The organism is Hydrogenophilus thiooxidans (genome assembly GCF_019049855.1).
GTDB classification, from domain to species: Bacteria; Pseudomonadota; Gammaproteobacteria; order Burkholderiales; family Rhodocyclaceae; genus Hydrogenophilus; species Hydrogenophilus thiooxidans.
Genome location: NZ_JAHLSY010000002.1, coordinates 127272 through 143940, shown reverse-complemented (window position 1 = coordinate 143940; position 16669 = coordinate 127272). Strand labels below are relative to the sequence as shown.

The window sequence follows — 16669 nt, the reverse complement described above, 5'->3', positions numbered from 1 at the left end:
CGCGTCACTTCCGCGCCTTTTGGTGGTGCCATTGCCACGCTGCGTGCACGGTAGCCCAGACCCGTTCCGCGTTGTGCTGCCACGTGAATTCCCTTTCGACCCGAGCCCGGGCCGCATCGCCCAGGCGATGGCGCAGCGGCGCGTCGCGTACCAAGCGTTCGAGCGCCGCAAAGAAGGTGGAGTCGTCGTCCGGGTCGAACAGCAACCCTTCGCGTTCGGCCGTGAGCACTTCCCGAACACCTGCCGTGTCAGGCGCAACCACTGCTTTGCCCATCGCCATGTATTCGAAGAGTTTGAGCGGCGAACAGTAGGGTTGGGTGTGGGGCAGCACCGCGATATCCAACGCCGCCAGGTGCTGTGGGATCGCGTCATGAGGCAGATGTCCGGTCCAGACGACCCATCGACGTTCGTGCGCGGGCAACTCCGCTAGCCTGCGCGCAACCGCTTCGTCGTGCCGCCCGATGAGCAGCAGCGCGACGGGGTGGCCTGCTGCGCGAAGCCGCTGCCACGTTTCGATGAGCCGTTGCGGCCGGTGCCAGACGATGAAACTGCCGCTGTAGCCGATCACCACCGTCTCGGTTGGCCACTGCCATTGCTGCCGCAGGGGTGTTGCGTCGATCTCGGGGTGAAAGCGGGTGGTATCGACACCGTTGTGATTGACAGTGATCGGTTTCTGGTCTGGGTTGCAGCGGTGTAACGGCGCGGCGATCGCACCCGTGACCGTAAGCGCGCCCGCTGAGAGGGCGAACGCATGACAATTGCTGAAGAGGCGATCGCACCAGGGAAGCGGTTTGACGTCGAGGTAGGTGCCTCTTAGTTCGCCGCGGTCGATGCCGTTGAATTCGGTGACCACAGGGATCCCGCGTTTGTGACACGCCCAGTGGATCGACAGCGTTTCGGCATCATAACGGGTGATCACCAGATCGGGGCGATCGGCGTCGAGCTGCGCGCCTTCTTGACGCGACCGCTGCCACTGCCGCCACAAAAGGAGCAGGTCGCGCAGATAGTAACGCCCCAACGCGCGACGGACTTTGCGCCACACCGTCTCGTTCGTCGTCGGCACCCTGGACCGTTGTGGAGGCGCGACGACACGAAAGCGCACACCGCTTTGTGCGCAGAGCGCTGCGAAAGCCGCGATGAATTCGGCAACATGGACCGCGGAGCCGTCGGTTGGACTCGATTGGTAGTGCACATACCAAAGCGTGCGAAGGGTGGGGTTAGGTTTTGGGTTCATGGTCGCAGTGGCCTGTCGCGGAGGTGCCGTGGTGAATTGTAACCGCACCACACCGAGTGGGGACTTTGGCGCTTTCGGGCGTCAGCGTCAAGAGGCGTGCCCTCAGCTCAGAGATCTGTTCCGTTGGGGCGATGCCGACACGCAACAACAGCAGTGTCGGGAACGAACGGACGAGGATCTGTCGGGTTGCGAAAAGCGTCCCGGCCGCTTCTGGATCGGGATGGGTGAGTAGGATCGCGTAGGGGAAGAGTCCATCACGAAAGGTTTGTGGGGCGGGATTGGAGGGGGTGACCGACAACCAACCTGTTTCGGTAAGAAGCGCCACCAGTTCGCGGTATGCCAGCGTCATGCGCATGAGTTGCCGTTTTTGCCAAACTGTGTCGGAAAGCGCAAGGGTCGCGGCCCAGCGTGCGGGGTGGCTGACTGCCCACGGGCCCAGGTGTGCGTCGAGCGCGGCAAGGAGTGGGGGTTCGGCAAACGCAACGCCGAAACGTAAGCCCGCCAGTCCAAAGAATTTGCCGAGCGACCGCAGGACGACCGCGCCGCGGGTTTGGGCAGCCCACGCGGGCAGCGGACTGGGGCAGGCAGTCGCAATCGCTTCGGCGTCGGCAAACGCTTCGTCGATTACGAGCAGACCGTGACGCCGCGCCAGCCGCTCGTGCCAGGCGCGGATCTGGTCGAACGACCAGCGGTGGCCGGTGGGGTTGTTGGGTTGCCCCAAAACGAGGGCGTCGGCCGTTTCGAGTGCCTGGTCGATCGCTGAGGCAGTGAGCGGTACGGTTCGGACCAAGCGGCCGGCAAGCGCCCAGGTGCGCTGGTATTCGCCGTAGCTCGGGGTGGGGATCACTACGGTGCGGATCGCGGGAAAGAGGGTAGGGAGGATTTGCAGCGCCGCTTGGGTGCCGGGAATTGGAAGCCCTTCGGCGCCGTAGTACGCGGCGATCGCCGCGGGCAGCGCGTCGTCGGGCTCAGGGAGGCGTTGCCAGACTTCGGGAGGGACCGGCGGGAGTGGGTATGGCCATGGGGCGATTGCGGTCGAGAGGTCGATCCAGCGCTCTGGAGGCCCGCCGTAACGGGCGATCGCAGCGCGCAGGCGCCCGCCGTGGCCGATCGCGGGGTTCGCGTGCTCGGAGACGCTCATCGGCTTACCCACCACGCGGTCAAAAGGAGTACGCCGATCGTGGCGCGGCGCAGGAGCGCAAGGGCGGCAAGCGGCGTTTCTGGCGTTGCATAAGCGCCGCAGCCGAGCGTGCCGCGCGGTTGCCAGACGCCGTGGTAGGGTGCGGGGCCACCGAGCCGCACGCCCAGTGCGCCCGCGCCCGCAGCCATTACCGGGCCGGCGTTCGGGCTGGGCCAATGGGGGGCTTGGCGCCGCCAACAGCGCAGGGCGTCGCGAACATGACCGGCAAGCGCGTAGGCAAGCGCGGTGAGGCGCGCACTCGGCCAGCCAAGGAGGTCGTCGGCTCGGGCGGCGAACCAGCCGAAGTCACGGTAGCGCGGGGTTCGGTACCCCCACATCGCGTCAAGCGTATTGGCGAGGCGGTGGAGCAAAACGCCAAAGCCGCCAGCGACCGCGAACCAGAAGAGTGGCGCGATCACCGCGTCATGGCCGTTTTCGAGCGCCGATTCGGTCGCAGCGGTGGCCACGCCGCGCGCATCGAGAAGCGCTGCGTCGCGGCTGACGATTCGCGCAACGGCATCGCGCGCGGCAGCAAGATCTCCACGCGCCAGGGGGTCGGCTACGGCCACGATGTGCTCTTCGAGACTGCGCCAGCCAAGCGCCACGCCCAGGATGAGCCCTTCCCAGAGCCAGCGCAGTTTCGGGAATGCGGCAAAGAGCCAAAAGGCGAGCAACAGCGGCGGGGTCACCGCCGCTAGCCAAGCGAAGAGTCCGGCGAGCCGCTCACGCCACATCGCAGTGGCAAGTGGCAAGCCGCGTTCGCGCGCCCACCGTTCGCATCGCTCCGCCCAGCGCCCGAACGCAACCAATGGATGAAAGCGCTTCGGCTCGCCGATCAGGCGGTCCCAAGCCAAACCGATGAGAAGCGCAAGCAAGTGGGTCATGGGCGCGATTATCGCAGAACCTCAGGTGCCACAGGTGGTGCGGAACTGCGCCAGGAACGCGGGGCTGGATGGGCGCGCCAGGTCGGCGTATGCGGGGTTTTCGCGAAAGGGGGCTTGGATTGCGCTCAAGAGCCGTTCGAACGGGGCGAGGTCGCCCGCTTCGGCAGCGCTCAATGCGGCGGTGACCGCTTCGTTGCGTGGGATCAGCCACGGGTTTGCTTCCGCAAGCCGTTCGGCGAGTGCGTGGTTCAGTTGCCCTGGCGCTAGGCCCACGCGGTGCTGCCAGCGTTCGAGCCATCGGGGGAGTGCCGGATCGGGAACGAGCGCGCGCAGCGGGGCTGGGTCACCGGCGCAGGTGCGGGCGAGTGCCCGGAAAGCGGCGGTGAAATCGGCGGTGTGTTGGGCCAAGAGCTCAAGCCAATCAGAGACGAGCGCTCGGTCGTACGCGATCGTTTCCGCGTCGCCGTCCGGCGTCAATCCCAATTTGCGGCGCATCGCGGCGAGCCAGGCCGCTTCGTACAAGGCGGGAAAGCGCTCGAGGACGCGGTTTGCAAGGGTCACTGCAGTGTGCGGGTCGGGGTCGAGCAGCGGCAACAGCGCTTCGGCAAACCGGGCGAGGTTCCACTGCGCGATGCGCGGTTGTTCGCGATAGGCATAGCGGCCGAAGCGGTCGATCGCACTGAAGACGGTCTGCGGGTCGAACGGTTCGAGAAAGGCGCACGGCCCAAAGTCGATCGTCTCCCCACTGATCGTCATGTTGTCGGTGTTCATCACGCCGTGGATGAAACCGACCGCCATCCACTGCGCGACCAGGTTGGCCTGCCGTTCCACTACCGCCTCAAGGAGCGCGAGCGCAGGAGGAGCCGCGTCGTCGATTCGCTCGGGGTAGTGGCGCGCCAGCGCGTAGCGCGTGAGGCGTTCCAGTTTTTCGCGTTCGCCGCGTGCGGCGAAAAAGGCAAAGGTGCCAACGCGCAGGTGGCTGGCGGCAACTCGGGTGAGGATCGCGCCAGGGTGGCGTTGCGTGCGCATCACCCATTCACCCGTGGTCGCCACCGCGAGCGTCCGCGTCGTGGGAATGCCGAGCACGTGCAGCGCTTCGCCATAGAGCACCTCTTTGAGCATCGCCCAGAGCGCTGCTTTGCCGTCGCCGCCGCGCGAAAAGGGGGTAGGGCCGGAGCCTTTGAACATCAGGTCGCGGCGACAGCCGTGGCGGTCGATGACTTCGCCCCAGAGCAGCGCGCGGCCATCCCCAAGCATCGGCGCGAACCCGCCGAATTGGTGCCCGGCGTACGCTTGGGCGACCGGTTCGGCCTCGGCGGGCAGCCGTTGGCCGGTGAAAAGCACCGCGCAGGTGGCTTCGTCGAGCATCGCGAGCGGCAGATTGAGCTCCGCTGCGAGTTCGTGGTTGAGATAGACGAGCTTGGGGGCGGGGACGGGGTCGGGTTGCCACGGGATCGCGAAGTCGGGCAGCTCGCGGACGAAGGAGTTGTCAAACGGAAACGGGGGGAGCGCAACGTGGGGTGTCGAGGACATCTCTGGGACTCCGTGGGGAACTTGGGTTCGGTTGGGATTGGTTTGGTTGGGTTTTGTTGGGTTTGGGTAAGCGTAGCGTGGGGGCGCGCTCTTGGCAACCCAACTGGGGTAGGGGGCAAGCGGCGCTACAGGTACAATCGCGCAATGCACGCACGCGCGATCATGATCCAAGGGACGACTTCGGACGCGGGCAAGAGTACGCTCGTCGCTGCACTGTGTCGTCTGTTACGCCGCAATGGGGTTCGGGTGGCCCCCTTCAAACCGCAGAACATGGCGAACAATGCCGCCGTGACCATCGATGGCGGCGAGATCGGGCGGGCGCAGGCGGTGCAAGCACAAGCGGCGGGGCTTGCGCCGCACACCGATTTCAATCCGGTGCTCTTGAAGCCGCAGAGCGATCGCACCGCACAGGTGGTGATCCACGGGCGGGTGGCGGCGCAGCTCGACGCGCGGCAGTACCACGACTACAAACGGCGCGCACGCGAAGCGGTGCTCGAATCGTGGGCGCGTCTGACCGCACAGTACGATTTCATCGTGGTCGAGGGGGCGGGCAGCCCTGCCGAGGTCAATCTGCGCGCGAATGACATCGCGAACATGGGGTTTGCCGAAGCGGTCGACATTCCGGTAGCGCTCGTTGCCGATATCGATCGCGGCGGGGTGTTTGCGCAGCTCGTCGGGACTCTTGCGTGTCTGTCGCCAAGCGAAGTGGCGCGGATTCGCGGCTTCGTGATCAACCGTTTTCGCGGTGACGTTTCGCTTTTGACGCCAGGAATCGAATGGCTGACGGAACGTACGGGCAAACCGGTGTTTGGCGTCCTCCCCTATTTGCGCAATTGGTCGCTCGACGCCGAAGACAGTTTGCAGTCGGCAGCGGTGCGGTGCGACGCCAAGCTGCGGGTGGTGGCGATCGCTTACCCCCGGATCGCGAACCACACCGACCTCGACCCGTGGCGGCTCCACCCGGAGGTCGATTTTCGCTGGTGGGCGGGCGGCCCGTGGCCGGGTGCCGACCTGGTGATCCTCCCGGGGTCGAAAGCGGTGCGTGCCGATTTGGCCTGGTTGCGCGCGCAGCAAGGGGATGCACACCTTCTGCGCCATCTGCGTTACGGCGGCAAGGTGATTGGGATCTGCGGCGGCTTTCAGATGCTGGGCGAATCGATCGCCGACCCCGAAGGGGTTGAAGGGGAAGCGGGGGAAAGCAAAGGGTTGGGGTTGCTTGCGATCACGACCACGCTCACGCGCACCAAGCGCCTGACGCAAGCGCGTGGCTGTTTGATCCACTCTGCGGTCGTCGGCGCGACGCCGGTACCCGTCGCCGGGTACGAAATACACCTGGGGGTGAGTGACGGGGCGGCACTCGGTGCGCCCCTTCTGACGAGCGACGTTGGGGCGAGCGACGGGGCAGTTTCAGCAGATGGCCAGATCGTCGGTACCTACTGGCACGGGCTCTTCGACGCCGCTCCGGCGTTTGCTGCATTCGCTCGCTGGGCTGGTGCGGAGACGCTTGCCGCGGTCGATGCCGAGGCGCGGCGCGAAGCGATGATCGAGCGGCTGGCCGACACGGTTGCGGCGCACTGCGATTGGCGCGCGCTCGTTGGCTACTAGCCGCTGCTTGCTGCGTGCTTGAGGCGCGCGCGTTCACTCCGGCAAGAAGATCGCCCGTTTCGCCGCGGCGATCGCCGTTTTCACAACCAGCCACAGAATCACCGCTGTGGTCAGCACCATGAGCGCGACGGCAAGGGTATGTAGGCCGCTGTTTGCGGTGAGGTGTGCCATCGTCATCGTCGCAACCGTAAGCGCCGCAAGCGGGAACGAATAGGCCCAGGCGGAGAGGAAAAAGGGGACCTTGACGAAACGCACCGCGTTCGTCGCAAGCACCAGCGCCAAAAAGAGGGCGACCCCGTAGAGAATGCGTGCGGTGGCGTCGAGCGTCTCACCGTCGAGTTTGAGCCACGCGAGCATTCCCACCGATGGCGGCGCAAGTAGGATGAAGAGGGTGGGGGCAAGCCGCTGCGGCAGCGGTTCGAAGAAGATGAGGCGGTGGACCACGATCGTCAGAAGCACCAACCAGAAGACGATGCCGACCGCAAAAAAGTACCAACTGGCTTCGAGATGGCCGTAACCGACCCCTGCGAGCGGCGCGACCACGTTTCCAACCACGGGGATGAACCAGGCTGGGTTGATGTGGGTCACCTGGTAGTTGGTGTGGTGCAGCCAGGTGTGCATGATCATGGGAACGAGGAGAGCATGGCCGATTGCGCCGAGCAGCCAAAAGCCGTGACCGATTCCCGGGGCAAAGCTCTGATACGCGGTGCCCAAAAGCAGCAGCGAGATCGTGATCGCCGCAAAGAAGTTGAGCCGGACCGGATGGCGCCAATCCTCGCGAATGGCTTGGGGGTTGCGCGCTGCTTTCAAAAGAAGGAGTAAGCCGTAGAGCAGGAAGAGCGCGGTTGTCGCGACCGTGATCGCCTGACCAACCCCTGCCGGCCAGTGCCAGAGGTGGGCGGCTTTGAGCCAAACGAGCGCAAGCCCGCTCAACCCCATGATCGAGGCAAAGAGCGGCAACGGAAAGTAGCGAATCACATCGGGTTGCACCGCATGAGATGGTGTGGGAGTCGGTTGGTTCATCGTGGTTTCCTCGGCGTTCCGTAGCTAGTTCCGTGAGCTCAGAGCAATTCAGAGCAATTCTAGCATCTAACCATTTTCTGATCGATCGGAAAGAAAAACGGCGCACGGGAGTGCGCCGCCAAAGAAGCGAAGTTAGGAGGAGAGACCCATGAGACCTGTGCGTTGGGGTTGGAGGTGCCAAACAGTGGACACAGGTCAAAGGTTCGCTTCACCGGACCGCTGAGCAAAAGGCGTGCCAAAAAAGAGATCTAAGACTTGATTTTGATAACCGATTGTATGGGAACTATTTTTTTGCAGGGTAGCCGAGGAGGGGATAAAAAACGACGGTCACAATACTGCCATATCATGACAAAATGCGACAACTTGGCAGTGTCTTGTCAGTTTTTGCCGGCTTTGCGGCGCCCGATTCCCAATGCCGCAAGACGCCGGTAGAGGGTGCGTTCGCTGATCCCCAGATGGGCGGCGAGGGCACGTCGCGGGCCAGGAAAGGTTTCCGCCAGTCGGCGCAGGCGTGCGTCATCGAGCGCGTCGCTTTCGTGCCCGATGCCTTGGCTGGTCTGCGGTTCGCGTGCTTCAGCCGAGCGAAAACGGACTTCGTCGGGAAGGTCTTCTGCGCGAATCGTCTGGCCGTCGCTTAAAAGCACCGCACGCTCGAGGATATTGCGCAATTCACGCACGTTGCCGGGGTAGTCGTACGCTTCGAGTAACGCCATCGCGTCTGGGGTGACCGTGGGCGGCTTCTCGGGGGCGATTCGTTTGAGGAGCGCCGCAGTGAGGAGCGGAATGTCGCCCGCGCGCTCGCGTAGCGGCGGGACGTGGATCGGAAAGGTATTGACGCGGTAGTAGAGGTCTTGCCGAAAACGGCCGTCGCGTACCATCGCCGCCAACGGTTGGTGGGTTGCGGAGATCAATCGAACGTCGGTGGTGCGCAGCTCGGTCGACCCCAAACGGCGAAAGGTGCCGGTTTCCAGTAGCCGCAGCAGCTTCACCTGCATCGACAAGGGGATGTCGCCCAATTCGTCGAGGAAGAGAGTACCGCCGTCGGCGGCTTCCACAAGGCCGATTTTTCGCTGCGTCGCACCGGTGAATGCCCCTTTTTCGTGGCCGAAGAGTTCCGATTCGAACAAGGTTTCGGGGATCCCGGAGCAATCTACCGCCACGAAGGGTTTGTCTGCGCGGTGGCTCATGCGATGGATCGTCTGTGCGATCAGCTCCTTACCGGTGCCCGATTCGCCTTGGAGCAGAACAGCCGCATTGGCACGCGCCACGCGGTCGATCAGTTCGACCATCCGGCGAAATGCAGGTGACTGTCCGATGAGTTGCGCTCCCGTTTCACCGTGACGGTCGATCGGCAGCGGCTGCTGCCGTTCGACCAACCAGCGGATGGTGCCCGTCTGGTCGGGCAACGGGGTGAGTTCGATCGTGACGTAGCGTTCGCCATCGGTGGTGTGGTGGCGGTGGACCGTGCGCGCTATCGTTTTGGTGCGCAGCGCCGTTTGGAGGGGGCAGGTTTCACCGGCGCGGTCGCACGGGACGTCGTAGTGGTGGGAGAGGCGGTAGCAGGTCGTGGCCTCGCTGAATGGACCCATGAGTTCGCGGTAGGCAGGGTTTGCGGCAACCACGCGATAGTTGCGGTCGATCACGACGTAAGGCGATTCTTGCGCGTCGAGCCACGCCACCAGTGTGCCGAGTTCGTGGGAAGGATCGGTCGCGGTCATGATGCGGTGTCAGAACCGTTCCAGCCACAGGAAGAGCCAAAGCGCCGCTGCTGCGATGAGCGTCAGAAAGACCGCGGCGCTCCCCAGGTCCTTGGCACGCGCGATCAGTGGGTGGGGATCGGGATGGACGAGGTCGCAAAGGGCCTCGATCGCTGAATTGAGGAGTTCGACGACGAGTACCGCAACGAGACTCAGCACAAGCAGGAGCCGTTCTGCCGTGGTTTCGCCCAGCCACATCGCCAGCGGTAGCGCGATCACGAGGAGCGCCACTTCTTGGCGAAACGCCGCCTCGAAACGCCACGCCGCAGCAAGCCCCTTCAACGAATAGCGCAACGCTGCGCTGAGCCGCTGGAAGCCACCGCGGCTTTTGAACGACGATCCCGGTTCCGAAGGGCGAAACGGGCGCATCAGGCACTCAGGGGGTCATCACGACGCAACGTCAAGGGTGACCGGCACGTCACGTCGCTCTCCCGCGCGTTCGACGGTTACGGTGACCGTTTCCCCGGGTTGGTGGCGCTCGAGGAGATCGAGAAGTGTTTCAAGGTTGGGTGTCGCTTCGCCGTTGAGCGCGACGATCACATCGCCTGCGATCACCAAACCGTCGCGGGTCGGGCGGAAGGGAACGATTCCAGCGCGTGCCGCAGCGCCGTTGGGGTCAAGGCCGATCACCGCAACACCCTGCGCAATGCCCAGTGCTTCCAGGAAAGCCGGCGGGGCGACGCGGATGCCCAGCGCCGGTCGGATCAAGCGGCCATCGCGGATGAGCCGCGGGACGATACGGTTCACTTCGTCGACGGGAATCGCGAACCCGATTCCGGCAAACGCGCCGCTCGGGCTATAGATCGCGGTATTGACGCCGATCAGGCGTCCTGCGGAATCGAGTAGCGGCCCACCGGAGTTCCCGGGGTTGATCGCGGCGTCGGTCTGGATTACGCCGCGAATGGGGCGTCCGGTGACCGATTCGATCTCCCGGTTGAGGGCGCTCACGATCCCAGTGGTGAGGGTCTGGTCGAGGCCAAACGGGTTGCCGATCGCATAGACCCGTTGCCCTACCTGGAGCGAGCGGCTTTCGCCAACGAGAATGGGGCGGAGTTGCTCGCGCGGCGCACCGATCCTCAGCACCGCCAGGTCTTTGTCCGGATAAGCGCCGACGATCGTCGCCGGCCAAGTGCTTTGATCCGCAAGCGTGACGTAGGCGCGGTCTGCCCCTTCGATCACGTGAAAGTTGGTGACGATGTGGCCAAGCCGATCCCAGATGAACCCAGTGCCGCTTCCTTTGGGAATCGCAAAGAGGTTGAGCGAGAAGAAGTCGAGCGCGGTTTGTGCGGTGCGGATATGAACCGTTGAAGGAGAAGCAACACGAAACACTTCGATCGCGTTCTGCTCGTCTGCCGCCAACTCGCCACGGGCAACCACCGGCCGCGGCTCGACGGCTTCCCGCGGTACCGCACGCTCTTTCGGAACCAGCCAACCGGTGAGGGCGGCCGCAGCGATGATCAGAAAAACGACCCAAGCAAGCGGCGAAAGGAGCCGCCTTTCGCTATCGGGGGGTTCGCTGAAACGCATGGGACGCATCCTCGCAGCCTTGGATGCGTCCCATTGTAGCAGCGACGGTTCCTGTGCGTCCAGAGGGAATCAGGCAACCTGGACCGCGATCCGCCGTGGCTGGGCGTGTTGCCGTTTGGGAATACGAAGCTGCAAAACCCCGTCTTGCAGTTTGGCTTCGATCCCTTCCGGATCGAGTTCACGCGACAGGGTGAATTGTCGCGCGAACCGGGGGGTGCGCACTTCGGCATAGAGCGGCTCCAGCCCTTCTGGGGTGGGCAAGGAGACGCTGCCTTCGATCGTCAGCGTTTCACCTTCGATTTTCACCTCCAACGCCTCTTTGCTGACACCAGGCAGATCGGCCCACAAGGTGATCCCTGTCTCGTCTTCGACGATATCGACACGCGGGGGTGTCACAGTGACTTTCTCCGCTTGGCGCGGTTCCGGGGTTTGCTGCGGGTTTCGTGCGGTCGTCGGAACTGTCCGTTCGGTTGGCGTGGTCATCGTTACCTCCTTCTCGATAGGCACATTCGGGCGAATCTCACTGCACCGCGATGCGACGCGGCATCAGGTGCGCTTTGCGGCCGATGCGGATGGTCAACACTCCGTCGCGGTATTTCGCTTCGACCTGGTCGGGGTCGACATCTTCCGGCAAGGTCAGCGTCCGTTTGAATTTGCCGCTGAAACGCTCGTGCGCGTAGATCGTCTCTTTCGCTTTCGGCTGCCACGGGCCGCGTTCGCCCGCGATCGTCAATACGCCTTGCTCCAACGTCACCTCGAGCGCGTTGGGGTCGACACCCGGGACAAACGCGTAGACGAAGATCGCATCGTTCGTCCGGCCGACATTGACCGCCGGAAAAAGCGGCACCCCGCTTGCTTCGCGGAGCGACAAAGGCCAACCGGCGAGCGCCTGTTCCAAATCGCGCTGCAGCCGCTCAAACTCTTCGAAAACATGCGAAGGAAAACGCAGAAGGCTCATCATCGCGACACTCCTTTTTTACTGTGCGATATTGGGCATAATAGGGGCTCAGCTCATCTTTTCAAGGGGTAGCGATGAACGAGCAACAAAAGCAGAACCTCAACGTCGGTTACTGGTTGATCGCGATTGCGCTGCTGCTGCTCTTCCAAAGCCAATGGCAAGCAGCAAGTCAGGTCGAACCGGTTCCTTACTCCGAATTCGAGCGCGCCTTGGCCGACGGGCGCGTGGCGGAGGTGGTGATCGGCGAGCGCACGGTGACCGGTATCTTGAAGCAACCGGAAGGGAATAAACGCGCGTTGGTTGCGACGCTCGTCGAACCCCAGCTTGCCGAGCGGTTGGAGAAGTATGGGGTGACCTATACCCGGAGGCTGGAAAACACCTTGTTCCGCGATCTCTTGTCGTGGGTCGTCCCGGTTCTGGTCTTCTTCGCCGTCTGGTATTTTCTCTTTCGCCGCTTCCTCGATCGTCAAGGAATGGGCGGGTTCATGACTATCGGCAAGAGCCGCGCCAAGGTCTATGTCGAAAAGGCGACCGGGGTCACTTTCGACGACGTTGCCGGGGTCGATGAAGCGAAAGCCGAACTGCAAGAGGTCGTCGAGTTTCTCAAGAATCCGCAGGAATACACCCGGCTGGGTGCGCGGATGCCCAAGGGGGTGCTGCTGGTCGGCCCTCCGGGTACCGGGAAGACGCTGCTCGCGAAAGCGGTGGCAGGAGAAGCCGGGGTCCCCTTCTTTTCGATTTCCGGGTCGGAGTTCGTCGAAATGTTCGTCGGGGTGGGGGCCGCGCGGGTGCGCGACCTGTTCGAGCAAGCGCGGCAGCACGCGCCGTGCATCATCTTCATCGATGAACTCGATGCGTTGGGGCGGGCGCGTGGCGCCTTTCCCGGGTTGGGTGGTCACGACGAAAAAGAACAGACGCTCAACCAGCTGCTCGTCGAGATGGACGGGTTCGACACTTCCGCGGGGATCGTCGTGCTCGCTGCGACCAACCGGCCAGAGATTCTCGACCCGGCGCTGCTTCGTGCAGGCCGTTTCGATCGGCAAGTGGTGGTCGACCGCCCGGATAAAGCGGGCCGCTTGGCGATCTTGAAGGTGCATGCGAAGAAAATCCGCTTGGCGCCCGACGTCGATCTCGATAAGGTCGCAGCGATGACCACCGGTTTTGCGGGCGCCGATCTTGCGAACCTCGTCAACGAAGCGGCGATCCAAGCCACGCGCCGCAAAGCCGATGCGGTGACGATGAGCGATTTCACCGCAGCGTTCGAACGGTTGGTGGCAGGCGCCGAGCGCAAGAGTCGCACGCTCGATGCGCGCGAACGCCAAGTGGTGGCGTACCACGAGATCGGCCACGCGCTGGTTGCCCGCGCATTGCCGGGTACCGACCCGGTGCACAAAATTTCGATCGTGCCGCGCGGGGTAGGTGCGCTCGGTTATACCCTGCAGCGCCCCTCTGAGGATCGGTATCTCCTGACGCGCGAAGAGCTCGAGCGCAAAATCATGGTGCTTCTGGGCGGGCGCGCCGCCGAAGTGTTGGTTTTTGGCCACCTCTCGACCGGCGCGGCAGACGATCTCGCCCGGGCTACCCAGATTGCGCGCGATATGGTGACGCGTTACGGGATGGATGAGACGTTGGGGTTCGTGGCGTTCGAAACGCAGCGCCCCCGCTTCCTGGAGGGGGCGGTGCCAGCGGATCAAGCGCTTGCGGCGGTATCAGAACGGGTGCGCGAGCAGATCGACGCCGCGGTGCGGCGAATCGTGATGACCGCATTTGCCTGTTCACTGGAAATCTTGCGCGCCAACCGTGATGCGCTCGAAGCCGCGGCGCAAGCGCTCCTTGAGAAAGAGACGCTCGAAGAGCCAGAGGTGGAAGCGCTTTTGCGCGACCTCGTCCAGCCTCCCTGTGTCCAGGGTGGTAAGCGCACAGAGGGCGCTCTGGCGGCGCCGACCGATGGGATGCCGAACGAAGTGTGACGGTTGTTAGTGGCTCCGGCACCACGGTCCCGCAAGCGGCGGCGCAATTGCACCGCGTTCGGTGAGGATCGCGGTGACGAAGCGGGCGGGGGTGACGTCGAACGCTGGGTTGGGACCAATACCGATACCGTCGGGCAGTGTGGGCAGCCGCATGACGCCGTTTGCAGCCCGAACCACCGCGTGGGTGAGTTCGTCGCTGCCCCGATCCTCGATCGGGATCGCGCCACCGTGGGGACAATCGGGGTCGAACGTGCTCGTGGGCGCAGCCACCAAGAAGGGGATGCCGTAGGCGTGCGCGGCGAATGCTTTGAGCGCGGTGCCCACCTTGTTGGCGACGTCGCCGTTGGCGGCGATGCGATCGGCTCCGACGATCACCAAGTCCACCGCGCCGTTCGCAAGTAACCACGCGGCTGCATTATCGGTGACCACCTTCGCAGGAATGCCAGCTGCGGACAGTTCCCATGCGGTGAGCAACCCCTGATTGCGCGGCCGTGTTTCGCTGGCCCAGACTTCGATCGCGATACCGGCTTGGTGCGCCAGATAGACTGGGGCGAGCGCAGTGCCAATCCCGCAGGTTGCCACCCAACCGGCGTTGCAGTGGGTCAATACCCGTACGGGTGCTCCTGCCCGCGCTTTCGCCGCGGCTTGTAGCCACGGCAACCCGGTTTCGCCAATCGCGTGGCAGAGCGTAGCGTCTTCGCTCTGCAGCCGCTCGGCGGTCTCCCACGCCGCTTCGGCGCGTTCGGCAGGCACAAGCGGCGCGAGCACCGCCCGCATCTGCGCAAGCGCCCAATGGAGATTCACCGCGGTGGGGCGGGTGGCGGCAAGGGTGGTGATCGCATCATCGAGCGCCGCGTCACTCGCGTCACGCTGCATCGCCAACGCGACGCCAAAAGCGGCGGTGACCCCGATGAGGGGGGCGCCGCGTACCGCCATCGTGCGGATCGCGTCGGCGGCATCTTCGAGCGTACGCAGCGTCCGAAAGCGCACAGCGAACGGGAGTTCGCGCTGGTCGAGGATCACAACGGTATCGCGGTCGCGACGGATCGTGGCATAGGGCGGAAGCGTGACAGTTGCGGTCATTCGAGCGCTCACGAATACTCAGCCGGCCGGAATTGTATTGTACGTCCCTTTGCAACCGCGGCAAACTTCCTTACAATGTTTGACTTCTGGGTGGGTTTGCGCTCCTTTCGGCAAACAGGGGAGAAAGGATGGCCGTACGATCGGTCGGAGTCGTGTCGCCGCAACGGATGGTCTTCGACGAACCGCTGCGGCTAAAGAGCGGCGGCGTGTTGCCGCGCTACGAACTGGTCTATGAGACCTACGGCGAACTCAACGCAGCGAAAACGAATGCGGTGCTCGTTTGCCACGCGCTTTCCGGTTCGCACCATGTTGCCGGTTACTACGAAGACGACCCGAAGAACATCGGCTGGTGGGACAATTTCGTTGGACCGGGGAAACCGCTCGACACCCGGAAATTTTTCGTGATCGGGGTGAACAACCTCGGCGGATGTTACGGGTCTACCGGCCCCAAATCGATCGATCCGGAGACGGGAGAGCCGTACGGTTCCCGCTTTCCGTTCGTGACGGTGGAAGATTGGGTCGAAGCGCAAGCGCGTCTTGCCGACCGTCTGGGTATCAGCGAGTTCGCGGCGGTGATCGGCGGGTCGCTCGGTGGGATGCAAGCGCTTTCGTGGGCGTTGCAGTATCCTGAGCGGGTTCGGCACGTGTTGGCGATCGCCACCGCACCGAAGCTTTCTGCCCAGAACATCGCGTTCAACGAAGTGGCTCGGCAGGCGATCCTTACCGACCCCGATTTCCATGGTGGCGACTACTACCGTTACGGGGTGGTGCCGAAACGCGGATTGATGCTTGCGCGGATGATCGGCCACATCACCTATCTTTCCGACGATGCGATGGCAGAAAAATTTGGGCGGGCGTTGAAACATGGCGCGTTTCGCTATTCGTACGACGTCGAATTCGAGATCGAATCCTATCTGCGGTACCAGGGGGAGAAATTCTCCCGCTATTTCGATGCGAATACCTATCTCTTGACGACGCGTGCGCTCGACTACTACGACCCAGCGGCCGAATATGGTGGGGATCTGGCACAGGCGTTCGCCCGCGCGCAAGCGCGTTTCTTCGTGCTCTCCTTTTCTACCGACTGGCGCTTTTCGCCGGCGCGCAGCCGCGAGATCGTCTCGGCGCTCGTCCATTCGGAAAAGCCGGTCAGTTATCTGGAAATCGAGAGCAAAGCGGGGCACGACTCCTTTCTCTTGGAGCATCCCCACTATCATGCCGCGGTGCGGGCCTACCTCAACCAAGTGGCGGTCTGAAGGAGGAGCGGATGAGTATGGTGATGAACCCTGCCACGAACGAAACGGCCCAGCCGGAATCGGCGTTGCGCTTCGACCTTGCCGCGATCGCCCGCTGGGTTCAACCGGAAGAGCGGGTGCTCGACCTCGGGTGCGGTGACGGGGCGCTCCTTGCCTATTTGAGCGCAACCAAGCGGGTGGTGGGCTACGGTATCGAAAACGACGTCAATCGCGTGATCGCCTGTTTGGACCGTGGCGTCAATGTGATCCAGAGCAACCTCGATCAAGGGTTGGCTGGGTTCGAAGATGGCTTTTTCGACCGGGTGATCATGAGCCAAGCGCTGCAAGCGATGCACAATACGCAGGGAATCCTGCACGAGATGCTGCGGGTGGGGCGCGAAGCGGTGGTGAGCTTTCCCAACTTCGCGTTCTGGAAACACCGCAAAAGCATCCTGGAAGGGCGGATGCCGGTTTCCGAAAGCTTGCCGCATCAGTGGTTCAACACGCCGAATATCCGTTTCTTCACGGTTGCGGACTTCACCACCCTGTGCGATCTTCTGGACATCGAAATTTTGGAATGGATGGGGTTCGACGACCAGCACCAGCCGCTTCCGCCGGATGCCGACCTCAATTTTCTGGCGACACTCGCAATCGCGCGGCTGGCGCGTCGCTGACCCGCGCGC

Annotated in this window: 15 protein-coding genes; 4 read left to right on the top strand and 11 right to left on the bottom strand. The window is 63.5% G+C overall.

Translation table 11 applies throughout. The features are described from left to right. Nucleotides 1–4: 4 nt before the first annotated feature. The 4 genes from KUL93_RS01635 to KUL93_RS01620 are packed head-to-tail and all read right to left on the bottom strand — an operon-like array spanning nt 5 to nt 4831. Nucleotides 5–1234: a glycosyltransferase family 4 protein gene (locus KUL93_RS01635; RefSeq protein ID WP_217125386.1), complete on the bottom strand. Its 1230-nt coding sequence runs from the start codon at nt 1232–1234 to the stop codon at nt 5–7. Then, on the bottom strand, nt 1218–2375 hold the full coding sequence (locus KUL93_RS01630; protein ID WP_217125385.1) for an aminotransferase class I/II-fold pyridoxal phosphate-dependent enzyme: 1158 nt from the start codon (nt 2373–2375) through the stop codon (nt 1218–1220). The genes KUL93_RS01635 and KUL93_RS01630 overlap by 17 nt, the downstream gene beginning before the upstream one ends. After that, a complete protein-coding gene (gene cbiB, locus KUL93_RS01625; RefSeq protein WP_217125384.1) occupies nt 2372–3298 on the bottom strand; it encodes an adenosylcobinamide-phosphate synthase CbiB in 927 nt (308 codons plus the stop codon). Before cbiB ends, KUL93_RS01630 begins: the two co-directional genes overlap by 4 nt. Before the next feature lie 21 nt (nt 3299–3319). Continuing rightward, nucleotides 3320–4831 carry a protein adenylyltransferase SelO gene (locus tag KUL93_RS01620; RefSeq protein WP_217125383.1) on the bottom strand — a complete coding sequence of 504 codons (1512 nt, stop codon included), beginning with the start codon at nt 4829–4831 and terminating at the stop codon, nt 3320–3322. 144 nt (nt 4832–4975) lie between these two features. Here KUL93_RS01620 and KUL93_RS01615 point away from each other — a divergent pair, with 144 nt between their 5' ends. After that, entirely contained in the window at nt 4976–6436 is a 1461-nt protein-coding gene (locus KUL93_RS01615; protein ID WP_217125382.1) for a cobyric acid synthase, read from the top strand. 33 nt (nt 6437–6469) lie between these two features. Here KUL93_RS01615 and KUL93_RS01610 read toward each other — a convergent pair whose 3' ends face one another. From KUL93_RS01610 to KUL93_RS01585, 6 genes are all read right to left on the bottom strand, one after another. Continuing rightward, on the bottom strand, nt 6470–7459 hold the full coding sequence (locus KUL93_RS01610) for an SLAC1 anion channel family protein (RefSeq protein ID WP_217125381.1): 990 nt from the start codon (nt 7457–7459) through the stop codon (nt 6470–6472). Between the two features lie 377 nt (nt 7460–7836). Next, nucleotides 7837–9177 (bottom strand): sigma-54 interaction domain-containing protein, encoded by a 1341-nt coding sequence (locus KUL93_RS01605; protein ID WP_217125380.1) that lies wholly within the window; start codon nt 9175–9177, stop codon nt 7837–7839. Between the two features lie 9 nt (nt 9178–9186). Beyond that, a complete protein-coding gene (locus tag KUL93_RS01600) occupies nt 9187–9585 on the bottom strand; it encodes a diacylglycerol kinase (RefSeq protein WP_217125379.1) in 399 nt (132 codons plus the stop codon). 18 nt (nt 9586–9603) lie between these two features. Further along, entirely contained in the window at nt 9604–10743 is a 1140-nt protein-coding gene (locus KUL93_RS01595; RefSeq protein ID WP_430408193.1) for a S1C family serine protease, read from the bottom strand. 69 nt (nt 10744–10812) lie between these two features. Continuing rightward, nucleotides 10813–11226 carry an Hsp20/alpha crystallin family protein gene (locus tag KUL93_RS01590; RefSeq protein ID WP_217125377.1) on the bottom strand — a complete coding sequence of 138 codons (414 nt, stop codon included), beginning with the start codon at nt 11224–11226 and terminating at the stop codon, nt 10813–10815. Nucleotides 11227–11263: 37 nt separating this feature from the next. Next, nucleotides 11264–11704, bottom strand: coding sequence for an Hsp20/alpha crystallin family protein (locus KUL93_RS01585; protein ID WP_217125376.1), 441 nt, complete (start codon nt 11702–11704; stop codon nt 11264–11266). 71 nt (nt 11705–11775) lie between these two features. On the opposite strand from KUL93_RS01585, the gene ftsH reads away from it, so the two are divergent. Next, nucleotides 11776–13671 carry an ATP-dependent zinc metalloprotease FtsH gene (gene ftsH, locus KUL93_RS01580; RefSeq protein WP_217125375.1) on the top strand — a complete coding sequence of 632 codons (1896 nt, stop codon included), beginning with the start codon at nt 11776–11778 and terminating at the stop codon, nt 13669–13671. 6 nt (nt 13672–13677) lie between these two features. Here the strand turns inward: ftsH and mtnA are convergent, their stop codons facing one another. Further along, the gene (gene mtnA, locus KUL93_RS01575; RefSeq protein ID WP_217125374.1) at nt 13678–14754 is read right to left on the bottom strand and encodes an S-methyl-5-thioribose-1-phosphate isomerase; all 1077 of its coding nucleotides are present in this window, start codon (nt 14752–14754) and stop codon (nt 13678–13680) included. 128 nt (nt 14755–14882) lie between these two features. Between mtnA and metX the strand changes: the two genes are divergently transcribed. Both metX and metW read left to right on the top strand, forming a co-directional pair. Next, nucleotides 14883–16007 (top strand): homoserine O-succinyltransferase MetX, encoded by a 1125-nt coding sequence (gene metX, locus KUL93_RS01570; protein WP_217125373.1) that lies wholly within the window; start codon nt 14883–14885, stop codon nt 16005–16007. An 11-nt stretch (nt 16008–16018) separates the two neighbouring features. Further along, nucleotides 16019–16660 carry a methionine biosynthesis protein MetW gene (gene metW, locus KUL93_RS01565; protein WP_217125372.1) on the top strand — a complete coding sequence of 214 codons (642 nt, stop codon included), beginning with the start codon at nt 16019–16021 and terminating at the stop codon, nt 16658–16660. Nucleotides 16661–16669: the final 9 nt, after the last annotated feature.

Bases quoted from the DNA above. Each gene is read 5' to 3' on its own strand.
- KUL93_RS01635 (WP_217125386.1), bottom strand. From the start codon at position 1,234: ATGAACCCAAAACCTAACCCCACCCTTCGCACGCTTTGGTATGTGCAC.
- KUL93_RS01630 (WP_217125385.1), bottom strand. From the start codon at position 2,375: ATGAGCGTCTCCGAGCACGCGAACCCCGCGATCGGCCACGGCGGGCGC.
- cbiB (WP_217125384.1), bottom strand. From the start codon at position 3,298: ATGACCCACTTGCTTGCGCTTCTCATCGGTTTGGCTTGGGACCGCCTG.
- KUL93_RS01620 (WP_217125383.1), bottom strand. From the start codon at position 4,831: ATGTCCTCGACACCCCACGTTGCGCTCCCCCCGTTTCCGTTTGACAAC.
- KUL93_RS01615 (WP_217125382.1), top strand. From the start codon at position 4,976: ATGCACGCACGCGCGATCATGATCCAAGGGACGACTTCGGACGCGGGC.
- KUL93_RS01610 (WP_217125381.1), bottom strand. From the start codon at position 7,459: ATGAACCAACCGACTCCCACACCATCTCATGCGGTGCAACCCGATGTG.
- KUL93_RS01605 (WP_217125380.1), bottom strand. From the start codon at position 9,177: ATGACCGCGACCGATCCTTCCCACGAACTCGGCACACTGGTGGCGTGG.
- KUL93_RS01600 (WP_217125379.1), bottom strand. From the start codon at position 9,585: ATGCGCCCGTTTCGCCCTTCGGAACCGGGATCGTCGTTCAAAAGCCGC.
- KUL93_RS01595 (WP_430408193.1), bottom strand. From the start codon at position 10,743: ATGCGTTTCAGCGAACCCCCCGATAGCGAAAGGCGGCTCCTTTCGCCG.
- KUL93_RS01590 (WP_217125377.1), bottom strand. From the start codon at position 11,226: ATGACCACGCCAACCGAACGGACAGTTCCGACGACCGCACGAAACCCG.
- KUL93_RS01585 (WP_217125376.1), bottom strand. From the start codon at position 11,704: ATGATGAGCCTTCTGCGTTTTCCTTCGCATGTTTTCGAAGAGTTTGAG.
- ftsH (WP_217125375.1), top strand. From the start codon at position 11,776: ATGAACGAGCAACAAAAGCAGAACCTCAACGTCGGTTACTGGTTGATC.
- mtnA (WP_217125374.1), bottom strand. From the start codon at position 14,754: ATGACCGCAACTGTCACGCTTCCGCCCTATGCCACGATCCGTCGCGAC.
- metX (WP_217125373.1), top strand. From the start codon at position 14,883: ATGGCCGTACGATCGGTCGGAGTCGTGTCGCCGCAACGGATGGTCTTC.
- metW (WP_217125372.1), top strand. From the start codon at position 16,019: ATGAGTATGGTGATGAACCCTGCCACGAACGAAACGGCCCAGCCGGAA.